This window comes from Pantoea vagans (assembly GCF_004792415.1).
Lineage (GTDB): Bacteria > Pseudomonadota > Gammaproteobacteria > Enterobacterales > Enterobacteriaceae > Pantoea > Pantoea vagans.
In genome coordinates, this window is record NZ_CP038853.1 from 612,003 (window position 1) to 627,650 (window position 15,648).

Here is a 15,648-nt window from a genome sequence, read left to right on the forward strand (position 1 = left end):
CGCTATGCAAGATGCAATCAAAATTGATCCCCGCGACAATGTCGCCGTGGCGTTACGTGACCTGGATGCGGGCGCCACGATAGCGCTGCCGCCACTGAGCGTGGCGCTGCAACAGGCCGTGGGACGCGGGCATAAATTTGCCCTGCAGCCTATCGCGCAGGATGAGCTGGTAATCAAATATGGGCTGCCGATTGCCCATGCCACACAACCTGTGGCCGCCGGTGAGGTCATCCATTCGCAGAACGCCCGCACTAATCTCAGCGATCTGGATCAGTACGCGTATCAGCCCGATTTTGTGACGTTGCCACCGCAGCCGGGTGACCGTGAGGTGCAGATCTACCGTCGCGCTAACGGCGAAGTCGGCATCCGCAATGAGCTGTGGATCCTGCCGACCGTTGGCTGCGTCAACGGGATAGCACGTCAGATCCTGCAGCGTTTCCTGAAAGAGACACAGGAGGCAGAAGGCATTGACGGTGCGTTCCTGTTCAGCCACACCTTCGGCTGCTCGCAGCTGGGGCAGGACCACGAAAACACCCGCACCATGCTGCAGAATATGGTGCGCCATCCCAACGCGGGCGCGGTGCTGGTGATTGGTCTGGGTTGTGAGAACAATCAGGTCGATGCCTTCCGCGATACGCTTGGCGCGTTTGAAAGTGACCGGGTCGAATTTATGGTGTGCCAGCAGCATGATGACGAAGTGGAAGCCGGACTGGAGCGTCTGCATGCGTTGTATGAAAAAATGCGCCACGACCGACGTGAGCCGGGCAAGCTCAGCGAGCTGAAGTTTGGTCTGGAGTGCGGCGGCTCAGACGGTTTTTCAGGTATCACCGCCAACCCGCTGCTGGGGCGTTTCTCAGACCAGATGATCGCCAATGGCGGCACGACCGTGCTGACCGAAGTGCCGGAGATGTTTGGCGCAGAGCGGATTCTGATGAGCCGCTGCCGCGACGAAGCGACCTTCGGCAAAACGGTGGCGATGATCAACGACTTCAAACAGTACTTTATCGATCACCAGCAGCCGATCTACGAGAACCCGTCACCGGGCAACAAAGCGGGCGGCATCACCACGCTGGAAGAGAAGTCACTGGGCTGTACCCAGAAAGCGGGGCAGAGCCAGGTGGTCGATGTGCTGAAATATGGCGAGCGGTTAAAAACGCCGGGGCTGAATCTGTTGAGCGCACCGGGTAATGATGCGGTTGCCACCAGTGCGCTGGCCGGAGCTGGTTGCCACATGGTGCTGTTCAGTACCGGACGCGGCACACCGTATGGGGGGTTTGTGCCGACGGTGAAGCTGGCGACCAACACGCCGCTGGCGGAGAAAAAACCGCACTGGATCGACTTTAATGCCGGACGTTTGATCGAAGGGATGAGCATGGAAGCGATGCTGGAAGATTTTGTCGACAGCATTGTGGCGATTGCCAGCGGTCAGCAGACCAACAACGAGAAGAACGATTTCCGCGAGCTGGCGATTTTTAAAAGCGGTGTAACGCTCTAAAACTTGAACGTTCAGATAGCTCAAAAGCTCAGAGAGCGGGTGGCTTAGTCCGAAGAGCAAAGCGTCCCGCGCCAGGGAAGGCGCGGGCCGAGCGAGCAGGGATGCGTAAAGCGACTTTGCGATCGGACTAAGCCATCTGCGAAGCGCACAGGATTAACAGACGGTAATAACGATCTTATGCCCGGCTGGTTTCGCGCTCCGCTTCTGCCTGACAGACAGCGGCGGTAAACAGAATATCCGTTGAGGAGTTCAGCGCGGTTTCCGCCGAATCCTGCAGGACGCCGATAATAAAGCCGACCGCCACCACCTGCATCGCCAGATCATTCGGAATGCCGAACATATTGCAGGCCACCGGGATCAGCAGCAGCGAACCGCCCGCCACGCCCGATGCACCACAGGCACAGAGTGACGCCACCAGACTCAGCAGAATCGCCGTCGGCACATCAATGCTGATCCCCAGCGTATGCACCGCCGCCAGCGTCAGCACGGTAATGGTGATCGACGCCCCCGCCATACTGATGGTCGCACCCAGCGGAATCGACACCGAATAGGTATCCTCATCCAGATCCAGACGTTTCGCCAGCGCCATATTCACCGGAATATTGGCGGCAGAACTGCGGGTAAAGAAGGCGGTCACGCCGCTCTCACGCAGGCAGGTGAAGACCAGCGGATAGGGGTTACGACGGATTTTCCAGAACACCAGCAGCGGGTTTACCACCAGCGCCATCAACACCATGCAGCCCAGCAGTAGCGCCAGCAGATGGGCATATTGCCACAGCGCGCCAAAGCCGGTTGAGGCCAGAATCGACGCCACCAGACCGAAAATACCAACCGGGGCGCAACGGATGACGCAGCGCACCAGCCAGGTCACCGCCTCAGAGGCATCGTTGAGAAAGGCACGGGTGGTGTCACTGCTGTGACGGAACGCCAGCCCCAGGCCAATCGCCCATACCAGAATGCCGATGTAGTTCGCCTGCATCAGAGCCGTGATCGGATTCGACACCATGCTCATCAGCAGTCCACGCAACACTTCGGTAATGCCGGAAGGGGGAACGATTTCCGTGCTGCCCACCGCCAGCGTCAGCGTCTGCGGGATCAGATGGCTGAAGACCACCGCGACGACCGCCGCGAAAAAGGTGCTCAGCAGATAGAGCATGATGATTGGCCGGATATTGGTTTTCTGGCCCTGCTGGTGGTTGGCAATCGAAGCGATGACCAGTACCAGAACCAGCAATGGCGCGACCGCTTTCAGCGCACTGACAAACAGTTCACCCAGCAGACCGACCGCCAGCGCGGCATCGTGTGAAATCCAGGCGAGCGCCACACCGGCGATCAGCCCAATCATGATTTGCTTCACCAGGCTTCCGGCGAGCAGCGTGCCCAGACGTGCGGAGAGAGTTTTCTGCATAATATTTTCTATATTTTGTCGCGGATGTAGTTTCAGACGCGATGTTTTACATCGGCTAAAACGGTTTGCCCGGCGGAGTATAAGGAAATGACAGGCTGAGAAAAGAGAAAGTTCTGTCGCTTTGGCACAGGTCAGGTTTTTATTATGCTGGATAGTGGAAGTGTGACAGAGAGATGAAATGGCGTGACAGGCTGCCACAAAATAAAACAGGGGCATCCGCTGCCCCTGCAGGTAATTATGGTGCGAGCTTTTTCTGGTCTCTTTTGCGGTTAACCCAGGCGTTGATCAGCAGGGTAGACGCCAGAATGGCACCGACTACACCCAGGGAGATACCCACCGGGATATGATAAAGGTCGACAATCAGCATTTTGAAGCCGATGAACACCAGCACAATCGCCAGGCCATACTTCAGCATCGAGAAACGTTCCGCCACGTTCGCCAGCAGGAAGTACATGGCACGCAGGCCCAGGATAGCGAACAGGTTTGAGGTCAGCACGATAAACGGGTCGGTAGTAACGGCAAAGATTGCCGGGATACTGTCGACGGCAAAGATCACGTCGCTGAGTTCCACCATAATCAGCACCAGCAGCAGTGGGGTCGCAAACAGCACGCCGTTTTTGCGGGTGAAGAACTTCTCACCGTCGAGATCGTCGGTCATGCGTAAATGCTTACGCAGCCAGCGCACCACGGGCTTGTCGCCAACCGCACCGTCATCCTCTTTCGCCAGCGCCATTTTCACGCCGGTAAACAGCAGGAAGGCACCGAACACATAGAGGATCCAGCTGAACTGCGTGACCAGCCAGCTCCCTGCGAAGATCATGATGGTACGCAGCACGATAGCGCCTAATACCCCGTAGATCAGCACACGGCGCTGCAGATTGGCCGGAATAGAGAAGTAGCTGAACAGCATCAGCCAGACGAAGACGTTATCCACCGCCAGCGCTTTTTCCAGCACGTAACCGGTCAGGAAGGCGAGGGTCTGCGTATTAGCCACTTCACGTCCTGCGCTACCCTCCAGATACCACCAGAAGGCGGCGCTGAACAGCAGTGAGACAGAAACCCAGATCAGCGACCAGACAGCCGCCTGTTTGAAAGACATGGTCTGTGCGCCGCGGCGTCCCTGCAACAGCAGGTCGATAGCCAGCATGATCAGCACCACAACCGCAAAGCTGCCCCACAGTAAAGGCGTACCCACAGTTTGCATATTCGTATCCTGTCTTAAAAATAAAAAAACGGCTGAAGTCAGAAGACGTCAGCCGCTTATTTTTGTGTAAGCAAACCTCGCCTTCCGGCAAGGTCTCACTTACAACACAGAAATGGATTCCGGGTTGCCTGATGACCGGATGCTTGCGCAACGTAATGACGATCAATCAGCTTACAAGTTACTCCCCTTTGCAGGAGGGTAAGTTACGGTTTAGCCGCACAGGAAGCAACTCTTCACAGACATATTTAGAAATATTTACACAGCCGCCCGATCGGCCGGGAAAATCACGCCGGTCTGACGGCGGATTTCGGTCAGCAGCGCGGCGGTAATGCGCGAAACCTCCAGTCCCGGATGGTCCACCTGGCGCTGCTCAACCAGCCGGGCAAACGCGGCTGCTTCATACAGCATGGTGTTGATATGCTGCGGCTGGCTCAGCGCCTGCTTTTCCGCACCGCGAGGGATAAAGGTCAGCTGCTGGCACTCCGATAGCTTTTCAATCACCAGCGCGCCCGCCTCACCCTGAATCTCGCTGGGCAGGCTGGAGTCACTCACTTTTGAATGCAGTATCGTCACGTCGAAATCGCCGTAGCTCAGCACGACGACGCCATGCGCATCCACGCCGCTCGCCAGCAAGGTCGCGGTGGCCTGGACACTATCTGGCTCGCCCCACAGCGCCACCGCCGAGGCCAGGCAGTAATAACCGATATCCATCACCGAACCGTTCGACCAGCGCGGATCAAAGGTATTCGGGTTCTCGCCGTTAAGGTAGCGCGGATAACGTGAGGAGTACTGACAGTAATTCAGCAGCGCTTTTCGCAGTTTACCCACGTCAGGCAGCGCCTGCTGCAGCCGCAGGAAATTCGGCAGGCTGGCGGTTTTAAACGCCTCAAACAGTATCACCTGATGCTCACGGGCGCAGGCGATCATCTTCTCTGCTTCCGCCAGATTCGAGGCCAGCGGTTTTTCGCAAATGACATGCTTGCCGTGCGACATAAACAGCAGCGCCTGCTCGCAGTGCAGGGCGTTAGGACTGGCAAGATAGACCGCATCGATCGCCGGACTGGCGGCCAGGGCGTCCAGTGAAGTGAAGGTCTGTTTGCAGGGATAATCGGCGATAAAGGCGTCAGCCTGCTGCTGACTGCGTGAATAGACCGCGCAGAGCTTCATCGCTCCGGTTTCATGAGCGGCATCAATAAACTGGCGTGTAATCCAGTTTGTTCCCACAATGGCAAAACGAATCACGTCATCTCTCCGGCAGCGGTAAAGCGGCAGAGTAACATCTCACCGACGCGGTGCAAGCGCGCCGGGCAGGCAGGGATTGATCCTGCGATCCGCATTCCAATACTATGCGGAAGCGATAATAAACAGGCATCAACCAGGGAGCACAGGTGAAAGCAAGTAAGCACGCATTAAACTGGACCACATTGCTGATTGCCATTCCGGTCGGGTGTGCGGCGTCGCTGGTGACGCTGGCTTTTCGCGGCGTCATTGAGCTGATCAACCATCTGCTGTTTGCCCGCAGTGGCGACATTACTGAATCACTGCATCTCTGGCCGTGGATCTTCTGGCCGCTGCTGGTGGGCGCTGGCGGGGTGCTGGCGGGCTTTTTCCTGCGTTATGCGGTTGCCATCGAGCAGCAGCAGACGGTGAAAACGGATTACCTTGAAGTGATCAACGCCCGGCTCGATGCGGTGCCGACCAGAACCTCACTGTTCCGCGCCTTGTCGTCGATTGCCAGTATCGGCAGCGGTGCGTCGATTGGTAAAGAGGGACCGATGGTGCAGCTCTCGGCACTGTGCGGCAGTGCGATTGGCCGCCTGCTACCGTCTTCGCTTAACCTGAAAAACAGTGATGTGGTGGCGATGGCGGCGGCGGCGGGCCTCGCGTCGGTCTACCATGCGCCGCTGGCTTCGGCGATTTTCGTCGCGGAGATCGCCTTCGGCATTTCCGCGTTGCAGCGACTGATCCCCCTGATTATCGCCTCGGCGACGGCGGTGATGACCATGTGGACGCTGGGCTTCCGCAGCGCGCTCTATCCGCTGGCGGAGGCGAGCTTCGCTATGGATCTCAGCAGCCTGCTGATGACGGTAGTGATTGGGCTGAGCGCCGGAATGGCAGGCTGGATGCTGATTAAGTGCATCGCCCGCAGCAAAGTGCTGTTCAGCCGGGTTGCCTCGCTGCCCGTGCGTCTGGGCGTGGGCGGCTTTGCGGTAGGCTTACTGGCGCTGATCTCCACCGATATCCTCGGCAACGGCTACGAAGTCATCGTCAAAGTGATGGCGGGCGACTATCTGCTGCCGGGGCTGCTGCTGTTGCTGGTGCTGAAAACCCTCGCCACCAGCCTGTCGGTAGGGTCGAACGCCGTCGGTGGACTCTTTACGCCTTCGCTGCTGATAGGCGCACTGCTTGGCGTCATCATTGCCACGGTGGGGGCAGCGCTGCATCTGCCGCTGGGTAATGTGCTGCTTTATGCCGCGATTGGCATGGCGGCGGTGCTGGCGGCGGTCAGTCAGGCGCCGTTGATGGCGATGCTGATGGTGCTGGAGATGACACTCAACAGCAGCCTGCTTTTCCCGCTGATGATCGCCACCGTGCTGGCGTCGATGGTGGTCTATCGCCTGCAATCGGCCAGTACCTATCCGGTGGTGAGTCATCATTTCAGCCGTTCAGAGGCGAAATATGATTTCGATAATATGCGCATTGCCGAGTTAATCATTCCCGGTGCGGCGCTGCAGCCGGAAGAGTCAGTGGGGCAGGCGCTGGCGGTCAGCTCGCTGAAGCGTGAACGCTACGTCTATGTCATTAATGCCGCAGGCGCCTTCCTCGGCGTGGTGTCGATTCATGAGATTTCGCGCCGGGTGCTGGCGCAGGAGATCACCCTCGATTCACCGGTGCAGTGCGTGATGGATCAGGATTTTCCGGTGGTGTTTGAGAATCAGAGTATGCGTGAAGGCTGGGAGGCTTTTGCGGCGGTCACGCTGGAGCGACTGCCGGTGCTGAATAATCCCCGGGAGCGACGCTTTCTGGGCGCGCTGACTAAAACCAGCCTGATTCAGAAAGCGCAGGAGTTTCTTTAAGCCGCGTTGCCACGCATCGCCTGGTCTGTCATCCAGAGTCGAGCATCAAATTCGAGCTGGTGGTAATCCGGCTCCATATGGCAGCAGAGCTGATAGAACGCCTTGTCGTGATCTTTCTCTTTCAGGTGTGCCAGCTCATGCACCACGATCATCCGCAGAAACGGCTCAGGCGCGAGGCGGAAAAAGGTCGAGATGCGAATTTCCGCTTTCGCCTTGAGTTTGCCGCCCTGAATCCGTGAGATGGCCGTATGCAGGCCGAGTGCATGCTTCATCACCTTAATCTTGTTATCCCACATCACTTTGCTGATCGGTGGTGCGTTGCGCATATAGCGGTTTTTCAGCGCCTGGGTGTAGTCATACAGCGCTTTATCACTCATCACGTCGTGGGTGTCGGGATAACGTTCCTGCAGAAACGCACCTAAGCGCTGGTGGGTAATCAGCGTCTGAACCTGCTCAAGCAGAGGGGCAGGATAGCCCTGAAGGTAGATCAGTGAGGACATTAGGGATTCCAGGCGAAAGACAGTATACTGCGCCCCCGTTTTTGGGGCGAAAATCAACCAAAGTGTACCACGCCGGAGAATTCATGAGCCAACTTGAACTGAACGATCGCACACTGATCCTGCATCGCTTCCCGCAGATGCGTGACGAAAGTCCATTACAAGCCTGGGATGCGGCTGATGAATATCTGTTACAGCAGGCGCTGCCGGAAGGAGCCGTGCTGGTCTTCAACGACAGTTTCGGGGCATTAACCTGCGCCCTGAATTCACGCACCGTCTGGCATGTCAGCGACTCCTGGCTCAGCCAGCAGGCCGCCCGTCAGAACCTTTCCTTTAATGGGCTGGATGATAGCGACGTACACTTTGTTGATAGCCTGGCTGAACTGCCGGCGGCTCCGGCGGCAGTGCTGATTAAGGTGCCGAAAACGCTGGCGCTGCTGGAGCATCAGCTGCGTGCCATTCGCGAAGTCGTCACACCGGATACGGTGATTCTGGCGGCGGCGCGCGCCAAAGAGATCCATAACTCGACTCTGCAGCTGTTCGAACAGATCATCGGTGAAACCAAAACCTCACTGGCGTGGAAAAAAGCGCGTCTGATTTTCAGCCAGTTCAGCAAGCCTGCACTGCGTGAGGCGACGCCGACGCTGGTCTGGCCGCTGGATGGCACCCCTTACCAGATTCACAACTACGCCAACGTCTTCTCACGTTCGTCGCTGGATATCGGCGCACGGCTGTTTGTGCAGCATCTGCCGGAAAACATTGAGGGTGAGATTGTCGATCTGGGCTGTGGCAACGGCGTGGTAGGACTGGTGGCACTGGAGCAGAATCCGCAGGCCGAAGTGCATTTCCTTGATGAGTCTTATATGGCGGTCGCCTCCAGCCAGCTTAATGTGGAAGTGAACCGTCCTGACGATCTGTCGCGCTGCCAGTTCCTGGTGAACAACGTGCTGAGCGGCTATCCGTCGGATCGGCTGCATGCGGTGCTGTGCAATCCGCCGTTCCATCAGCAGCACGCGGTCACCGATCACCTTGCGTGGCAGATGTTCCGCGATGCGAAACGCTGCCTTCAGTATGGCGGCGAGTTGCGTATTATCGGCAACCGCCACCTCGATTATCACCACAAGCTGAAGAAGCTGTTCGGCAACTGCACGCTGATCGCCTCTAACCAGAAGTTTGTGGTGCTGCGCGCGGTGAAAATGCGCTAGTCAGACCGTTAACGCCAGCTGCGTCGCCTGCGCAATCGCGCGGCGCGCATCCAGTTCCTGCGCTACGTCTGCGCCACCTATTACCGTCACCACCTGTCCCTGTGCACGCAGCGCGGCTTCCAGTTCGCGCTGCGGCTCCTGCCCGGCACAGATAATCACGTTATCGACTGCCAGCAGCAGCGTTTCGCCGTTGCGCCGCAGATGCAGGCCGCTGTCATCAATCGCCAGATACTCCATGCTGCCCCACATCTCCACGCCGCGGGCCTGCAGACTGGCGCGATGGATCCACCCGGTGGTTTTTGCCAGGCCGGCACCGGGTTTCCCCGTCCGGCGCTGCAGCAGCCAGATTTGCCGTAACGCGGCAGGCGGCTCAGGTTTCACGATGCCGCCGCGCTGCGTCAGGCTGTGGTCGATGCCCCATTCGGCGTAAAATGCCGCCCGATCCTCGTCATGGGAAGGCTGTGACAGATACTCCGCCACATCAAAGCCAATCCCGCCGGCACCGATAATTGCCACCCGTTTACCCACCGGGCGCTTATCGCGCAGCACCTCAAGATAGCTGAGCACGCTGGGGTGATCGATGCCCGGAATATCGGGCGTGCGCGGCTGGATGCCGGTTGCCAGCACCACTTCATCGGCGTCACACAGCTGATCCGCCGTGACCCGACAGCCGGTTTTAACCGTCACGCCCGCAGCCGCCAGCTGATTGCGGAAATAGCGCAGGGTTTCGCTGAACTCAGATTTGCCAGGAATCTGCCGGGCAATATTGAACTGGCCGCCAATGTCGGGCGCGGCTTCATACAGCGTCACCTGATGGCCGCGCTGCGCTGCCTGCAACGCAAACGCCATTCCGGCGGGACCGGCACCCACCACCGCCAGCCTGCGCGGTGCGATGGTGGCGATGACCGGCATCAGCGACTCATGGCAGGCGCGCGGATTGACCAGACAGGAGGTGATCTTTCCGGCAAACACCTGGTCGAGGCAGGCCTGGTTACAGGCAATGCAGGTGTTGATGCTGTCCGGTTCGCCGCGCTGTGCTTTGCTGACAAAAGCAGGATCGGCGAGGAAAGGGCGCGCCATCGAGACCATATCGGCGCAGCCCGACTGCAACAGCTCTTCGGCAACGGCGGGGTGGTTAATGCGGTTGGTGGCGATCACCGGCACAGACACGTGGGCGCGCAGGCGCTGCGTTACCCAGGCAAAGGCCGCGCGCGGCACGCAGGTGGCGATGGTCGGGATGCGCGCTTCGTGCCAGCCAATGCCGGTATTGAACAGCGTGACGCCGCACTGCTCCAGCTCGCCCGCCAGCAGCAGCGTCTCTTCCAACGTGCTGCCCTCTTCGATCAGGTCGAGCATCGACAGCCGGAAGATGATGATAAAGGCGTCGCCGGTTGCGGCACGCACCGCGCGGGTAATCGCCAGCGCGAACTGCATCCGCTGGCGGAAGTCGCCACCCCAGCGATCGGTGCGCTGATTGGTGTGCTTCACCAGAAACTGATTAATCAGGTAGCCTTCAGAACCCATAATCTCCACGCCATCGTAGCCCGCCTGCTGCGCCAGACGGGCGCAGCGGGCAAAGTCCTCAATGGTCTGTTCAATTGCCGCCTCACTCATCGCCTGTGGTGTGAACGGGTTAATCGGTGCCTGACGTGCCGAAGGCGCAACCAGATCGGGCTGATAGCTGTAACGGCCGGTATGCAGGATCTGCAGGGCGATTTTGCCCTGATGCTGATGCACGGCTTGCGTGATCTGCCGATGCCAGCTGCACTGCGCCTCGTCGGTGAGCATCGCGCCATGCGCGGTGGTGACACCCTGCGCATTAGGCGCAATGCCGCCGGTGACGATCAGCGCGACGCCTTCACGCGCCCGCTCGCCGTAGAACGCCGCCAGCCGGGCTGCGCCATCCGGATGCTCTTCCAGACCGGTGTGCATCGACCCCATCAGAAAGCGGTTTTTCAATTGGGTAAAGCCAAGATCCAGCGGCGTAAACAGCGCAGGATAATCAGGATTGACGGACATTGTAGTCACTCACAGTTAAGTGGTCGGATGAGTTCACTCTAGTCACTTCTGCGTTAAAAAAAAGTGAAAGAATGTCAGGGTGTGAGTGAAATCATAAACATCGGCGGGGAAAGGCGAATGAGTGGGAGCAGGGAGGTTGTGCGTTACATAGCACCGCCATCTCCTGCATCGCTTTTGATGTTCAGTTCGGTTAACCGGCTCTGAAACCGCTAACGCCGCCGGATCCATGAATAGCGTGAGCGATAGCCGCTGCCATGGTGAGTATTAAAGCGGTAGCTTGATCCGCTCTCAGCCATGCAGTAGGTGCAGACATTCACGTTATCAATCTGCGCGGCCGGGACGCCCGCGTTCACCAGCAACTGCGTCGCCAGCGCAGGCAAATCGAACCAGACGCCCTGCTGGTGAGCAGAGGCCTGAGTACGCTGCGCCAGCGGGTTGACCGGCTGGTTCAGGTGCCAGCACAGCCCGCGGGCAAACGCCGGGTTCTGTGCTATCTCCGCCAGCTGCGGTTCGGCCAGTTCATAGCAGCAGGGCCCCATTGCCGGGCCGATGGCCACCACCAGATCCTGCGGCTCACAGCCCTGCTCGCCCAGTTTTTCCACGGCGCGGGTCAGCACGCCCGCCAGTGTTCCCTTAAGTCCGGCATGCACCGCCGCCACGATTCGCCTATTGCGATCGGCGAACAGCACCGGCAGGCAGTCAGCGGTATAAACCGCCACCGGGCGCGTCCCGCTGCCGATTACACCATCTGACTCGCAGCTTTTCGGCGGGATGTTCTCAATGTCGGTGACCACGGTCGCGCTGTGGCGCTGATGGCCCCAGGCGGCATCGGCGGGAGGCGGCTCACCGGCGGGCTGAAACGCATAATCGAGCCACTTCAGCGAATCGAGCAACGGCGAGCGCGGGATCACGGCCATAAGAATCTCCTGTTATAACTGCGTGCGTTGGGCTGCCCACAGCTTACGTTAACTGCTACATTTTTGAAGCTTCTCCTCAGACCTTTCTCACCTTAAGGATGAAATGATGAAAACCTCCGCAAAACTCGCTGCATCCGGACTGGTCGCGCTGCTGCTGACCGGCTGCGCCTCGTCGACACATCAGACCGCGCAACAGCAGCTCGGTCAGCAATCGGTGCTGGCGCTGAACTGGTTCCAGCAGTCTGGTGAATATCAGGCGCTGACCTGGCAGGCGTTTAACACCGCGCGCATGGCGTTTGATCAGGCACCGTCGCTGACCGGCAAACCTAAAGCGGTCATTGTCGATCTGGATGAAACCATGCTGGATAACAGCGCCTACAGTGCATGGCAGGCGAAGAATGGCCAGCCGTTCAGCAGCAAAACCTGGTCAGCCTGGACGCAGGCGCGTCAGGCGAAAGCGGTGCCGGGTGCAGTCGAGTTCGCACGTCATGTGACAGAGAATGGCGGTACGCTGTTCTATGTGTCGAACCGCGATCAGAAAGATTACGCCGCCACGGTCGCCAATATGCAGCAGCTCGGCTTCCCGAACGTCAGTGATAAAACGGTACGTCTGAATACCGACAGCTCTAACAAGCAGGCGCGTTTCGATGCCATCAAAAACGCGGGCTACAACGTGGTGCTCTATGTCGGCGATAACCTCAACGATTTCGGTGGCTCGACCTGGCATAAAGGGAATCAGACGCGTCGCGACTTTGTGAATCTTAACCACCAGCAGTTTGGTACGCAGTTCATCGTGCTGCCGAATCCGCTCTACGGCGACTGGGAGAGTGGAATGGCGGAAAACTACAATAAACTGACACCGGAACAGCAGCTGTCTGTGCGGGAATCACGGCTGCAAAGCTGGAACGGTAAATAATTCGTCAAGAAAAAGAGCCTGCCCGTTCAGGCTCTGTTCAGAAATGGCCCTGATTTACTTACTGCCGTCACTATTTTGCTGCAAATCAAATTAATCATCTCTTGCTTCATTCTTCTCTTATTACAGGCATATTTAACTGGCTGTCAGCAATTAAGCCGGTGGATTCTGCTAATGGTTAATTTTTTAATTAAGAGTATTCCTGGTAAAAAGCACACCGGTTGGTATGGCAGTGAATATCCCCTTATTTATTAATTGTATTTATTTGTCAGTGGTAACTTTAGTTTATTTTTACTGCTTTTTTAGCTAATTGATTTTAATGGCTTAATAAGGTGATTGGTTTATCTGGCCTCATTTATGCTGCTGAATTAAATTTACTTAACCCTGACCTTTACTGACCGTTGACTGACAAAAACCGCGTTGTTAAATCGCTGTGAAATATTGCGCGTGCATTGAAATTGGTTAGCGTCTATAACCTTTTTCTGTGACTCAGTTCTTATTAACCTGGCGGCTCACGCTTTATTTGTGAGCCGATACACTTTGTGGTTAGCCAGGATGCGACATCCCGGTAGTAGAGAGAAGATGATTGTGACGACACTTAAACCCTTATTAGCGAAAAATCGCAGTTGGGCATTACAGCGCCGCCAGCGTAATCCGGATTATTTTAATAAATTCCTTCATCAGCAAAAGCCGCACTCACTCTGGATTGGCTGTTCTGACAGTCGCGTTCCGGCAGAAGTCTTAACCGGCTCCCATCCTGGCGAACTCTTTGTGCATCGCAATATCGCCAACATGGTGATCGAGGACGATGACAATTTACTGAGCGTGCTGCAATACGCACTCTTCTTTCTCGGCGTTAAACGCATTGTATTAAGCGGTCACTATGGCTGTGGCGGTGTAGAAGCCGCGCAGAATCTGCCAGGCAGCGTGCTGGAAGGGCAGGAGAGCGCGCTGGCGAGACGCATCCAGACCCTGCGTGATGATATTCAGCATGGCCTGGCAGAAATTCCCCTCTCAGACGCGCCGCCGGGCGAACAGCTCGATCGGCTGGTTGAGGCCAATGTTAAGGCGCAATTCGCCAGGCTGGTGAAATCTGAACCGGTCCGGCAAATCTGGCAATCGGGCCAGGAACTGGAGGTGTTTGGTTGTGTTTACGACCTGCGCTCCGGCCATCTCAAAGAGCTGATTCATCAATCTGCAGAGGAGCCTTCATTATGAACCTCGATACCCTGCGTCGCGATATTCCTGCGGGTCTGGTGGTTTTCCTGGTCGCCTTACCGCTCTGCCTTGGCATCGCACAGGCCAGCGGATTACCCCCGTTTGCCGGTCTGCTGACCGGTGTGATTGGCGGTCTGGTGGTGACGTCGCTGAGCCCATCCCGGTTTGCCGTGAGTGGCCCGGCGGCGGGTCTGGTCACCATCGTCGTCGCCTCAATGGCCTCACTGGGCAGCTTCTCCGCCTTTCTCACCGCGCTGATTATTGCCGGGGCACTGCAATGCGTATTTGGTCTGCTGCGCGCCGGGCGGTTTATTTCGCTGGTGCCAGGTAGCGTCATCAAAGGGATGCTGGCGGCGATTGGCCTGCTGCTGATTATGCAGCAGATCCCGGTAGCGCTGGGTGCCGCTGGTGATGCAGAACTGGTGTCATTGGTGACCGGCCAGATGACCTTCTCGCTGCCCGCAATCCTGGTAGCGGGTGTCGGTCTGGCCATTTTATGTCTCTGGACGACCGCGCCGGTGAAACGGATCAAAGCGCTGGCCTGGATCCCCGGCCCGCTGATTGCGGTGCTCATCGGCTGTCTGGCAACGGTAGCAGGAGGGCGACTCTTCCCTGAAATGACCCAGGGACTGGCGCGCATTTCGCTGCCCGCTTTTGACAGCGTCTCTGCGCTGGTGGCTGAACTGGAAACGCCCGACTGGATGGCCTGGCAGAATCCGCAGGTCTGGGTAGTGGCGGTGACGCTGGCACTGGTAGCCAGTCTGGAAACGCTGCTGAGTCAGGAGGCGCTGAAAAAACTGCGTCCTCAGACGCCCGCGCCATCGCCCAACAAAGAGATGTTCGCGCAGGGTATCGGTAATCTGGCGGCCGGTTTTCTGGGTGCGATGCCGATAACGGCAGTGATTGTGCGCAGCTCGGTCAACGTCAGTGCGGGCGCGCAGACGAAGCTCTCGATCTTCATTCACGGCGTGCTGCTGCTGATATGTGGAATGTGGTTCAGCGAGATGCTGAATGCTATCCCGCTTGCCAGCCTGGCTGCCGTACTGCTTTATACCGGTTATAAGCTGGCGACACCCAAACTGTTTGTTGAGCAGTTCCGGATGGGCGCACAGCAGTACGTGCCGTTTCTGGCCACCATCGTCGGCATTATCACGCTGGGTATGCTGGTCGGTATTGGCATCGGTATCGCCACGCAAATTCTTTACAGCATCTATAAGAGCCATCGCAACGCGCTGCAGCTTACCCGCTATGACGACCACTATGTACTGCGTTTCCAGCAGAACCTGACCTTTATGCATAATCCAAAACTGCAGGGATTGCTGGATGAGATCCCGGAGAACAGCGTCGTCATTGTTGATAACGACAATGCGGAATATATCGATCCCGACGTAAAAGCGGTGCTGAAAGATTTTGGTGATAACGCCGACAAACGCGGTATACGCCTGAGTCAGTGGCCGGTTGCGGTAAAATAGCGCAACGGTTAAGTCGTTTAAGAAGCAAAAATCGGATATCTCGGATATCCGATTTTTTTGTTTGCGAGGCATAATAAGTTCCCAATTTCTGCTGTCATCTGTTGGGTTTAGCCTCTGCAGGATAACGTTCCTGAATCAGCCCGTGAAATGAGGTTTTATCGCCGGATGACATTGAGGGTATTCAGGATTTAATCATTCTGACACCACGCGCCTGTTCAGGCTG

At 57.3% G+C, this 15,648-nt stretch carries 12 protein-coding genes; 6 read left to right on the top strand and 6 right to left on the bottom strand.

Features of this window, described 5'->3' with window-relative positions:
• Positions 1-4 precede the first annotated feature (4 nt).
• Positions 5-1,495, top strand: coding sequence for a UxaA family hydrolase (locus tag EGO56_RS03030; RefSeq protein WP_135907653.1), 1,491 nt, complete (start codon positions 5-7; stop codon positions 1,493-1,495).
• A gap of 175 nt (positions 1,496-1,670) precedes the next feature.
• On the opposite strand, the gene sstT is transcribed toward EGO56_RS03030, so the two are convergent.
• From sstT to EGO56_RS03045, 3 genes are all read right to left on the bottom strand, one after another.
• Complete coding sequence (sstT, locus tag EGO56_RS03035; RefSeq protein WP_135907654.1) at positions 1,671-2,903, bottom strand: serine/threonine transporter SstT; 1,233 nt, start codon at positions 2,901-2,903, stop codon at positions 1,671-1,673.
• A gap of 235 nt (positions 2,904-3,138) precedes the next feature.
• A complete protein-coding gene (locus EGO56_RS03040; protein ID WP_013359123.1) occupies positions 3,139-4,107 on the bottom strand; it encodes a TerC family protein in 969 nt (322 codons plus the stop codon).
• Positions 4,108-4,362: 255 nt separating this feature from the next.
• The gene (locus EGO56_RS03045) at positions 4,363-5,349 is read right to left on the bottom strand and encodes a Gfo/Idh/MocA family protein (RefSeq protein WP_135907655.1); all 987 of its coding nucleotides are present in this window, start codon (positions 5,347-5,349) and stop codon (positions 4,363-4,365) included.
• A 146-nt stretch (positions 5,350-5,495) separates the two neighbouring features.
• Between EGO56_RS03045 and EGO56_RS03050 the strand changes: the two genes are divergently transcribed.
• The gene (locus EGO56_RS03050; protein ID WP_135907656.1) at positions 5,496-7,184 is read left to right on the top strand and encodes a chloride channel protein; all 1,689 of its coding nucleotides are present in this window, start codon (positions 5,496-5,498) and stop codon (positions 7,182-7,184) included.
• On the opposite strand, the gene EGO56_RS03055 is transcribed toward EGO56_RS03050, so the two are convergent.
• Positions 7,181-7,684 carry a M48 metallopeptidase family protein gene (locus EGO56_RS03055; protein ID WP_013359120.1) on the bottom strand — a complete coding sequence of 168 codons (504 nt, stop codon included), beginning with the start codon at positions 7,682-7,684 and terminating at the stop codon, positions 7,181-7,183. The genes EGO56_RS03050 and EGO56_RS03055 overlap by 4 nt on opposite strands.
• A gap of 83 nt (positions 7,685-7,767) precedes the next feature.
• Between EGO56_RS03055 and rlmG the strand changes: the two genes are divergently transcribed.
• The gene (gene rlmG, locus EGO56_RS03060; protein WP_135907657.1) at positions 7,768-8,886 is read left to right on the top strand and encodes a 23S rRNA (guanine(1835)-N(2))-methyltransferase RlmG; all 1,119 of its coding nucleotides are present in this window, start codon (positions 7,768-7,770) and stop codon (positions 8,884-8,886) included.
• Here rlmG and EGO56_RS03065 read toward each other — a convergent pair whose 3' ends face one another.
• Together EGO56_RS03065 and EGO56_RS03070 are read right to left on the bottom strand one after the other, a co-directional pair.
• Entirely contained in the window at positions 8,887-10,905 is a 2,019-nt protein-coding gene (locus tag EGO56_RS03065) for an NADPH-dependent 2,4-dienoyl-CoA reductase (protein ID WP_135907658.1), read from the bottom strand.
• A 209-nt stretch (positions 10,906-11,114) separates the two neighbouring features.
• Positions 11,115-11,822, bottom strand: coding sequence for a purine nucleoside phosphorylase YfiH/LACC1 family protein (locus EGO56_RS03070; RefSeq protein ID WP_135907659.1), 708 nt, complete (start codon positions 11,820-11,822; stop codon positions 11,115-11,117).
• A 106-nt stretch (positions 11,823-11,928) separates the two neighbouring features.
• Between EGO56_RS03070 and EGO56_RS03075 the strand changes: the two genes are divergently transcribed.
• The 3 genes from EGO56_RS03075 (at position 11,929) to EGO56_RS03085 (ending at position 15,425) form a co-directional block, all read left to right on the top strand.
• A complete protein-coding gene (locus EGO56_RS03075; RefSeq protein WP_135910515.1) occupies positions 11,929-12,738 on the top strand; it encodes a 5'-nucleotidase, lipoprotein e(P4) family in 810 nt (269 codons plus the stop codon).
• A 579-nt stretch (positions 12,739-13,317) separates the two neighbouring features.
• Positions 13,318-13,953 carry a carbonic anhydrase gene (locus EGO56_RS03080; RefSeq protein ID WP_135907660.1) on the top strand — a complete coding sequence of 212 codons (636 nt, stop codon included), beginning with the start codon at positions 13,318-13,320 and terminating at the stop codon, positions 13,951-13,953.
• Positions 13,950-15,425: a SulP family inorganic anion transporter gene (locus EGO56_RS03085; protein ID WP_135907661.1), complete on the top strand. Its 1,476-nt coding sequence runs from the start codon at positions 13,950-13,952 to the stop codon at positions 15,423-15,425. The genes EGO56_RS03080 and EGO56_RS03085 overlap by 4 nt, the downstream gene beginning before the upstream one ends.
• The last annotated feature ends 223 nt before the right edge of the window (positions 15,426-15,648 follow it).

Bases quoted from the DNA above. Each gene is read 5' to 3' on its own strand.
- EGO56_RS03030 (WP_135907653.1), top strand. From the start codon at position 5: ATGCAAGATGCAATCAAAATTGATCCCCGCGACAATGTCGCCGTGGCG.
- sstT (WP_135907654.1), bottom strand. From the start codon at position 2,903: ATGCAGAAAACTCTCTCCGCACGTCTGGGCACGCTGCTCGCCGGAAGC.
- EGO56_RS03040 (WP_013359123.1), bottom strand. From the start codon at position 4,107: ATGCAAACTGTGGGTACGCCTTTACTGTGGGGCAGCTTTGCGGTTGTG.
- EGO56_RS03055 (WP_013359120.1), bottom strand. From the start codon at position 7,684: ATGTCCTCACTGATCTACCTTCAGGGCTATCCTGCCCCTCTGCTTGAG.
- rlmG (WP_135907657.1), top strand. From the start codon at position 7,768: ATGAGCCAACTTGAACTGAACGATCGCACACTGATCCTGCATCGCTTC.
- EGO56_RS03065 (WP_135907658.1), bottom strand. From the start codon at position 10,905: ATGTCCGTCAATCCTGATTATCCTGCGCTGTTTACGCCGCTGGATCTT.
- EGO56_RS03070 (WP_135907659.1), bottom strand. From the start codon at position 11,822: ATGGCCGTGATCCCGCGCTCGCCGTTGCTCGATTCGCTGAAGTGGCTC.
- EGO56_RS03075 (WP_135910515.1), top strand. From the start codon at position 11,929: ATGAAAACCTCCGCAAAACTCGCTGCATCCGGACTGGTCGCGCTGCTG.
- EGO56_RS03080 (WP_135907660.1), top strand. From the start codon at position 13,318: ATGATTGTGACGACACTTAAACCCTTATTAGCGAAAAATCGCAGTTGG.
- EGO56_RS03085 (WP_135907661.1), top strand. From the start codon at position 13,950: ATGAACCTCGATACCCTGCGTCGCGATATTCCTGCGGGTCTGGTGGTT.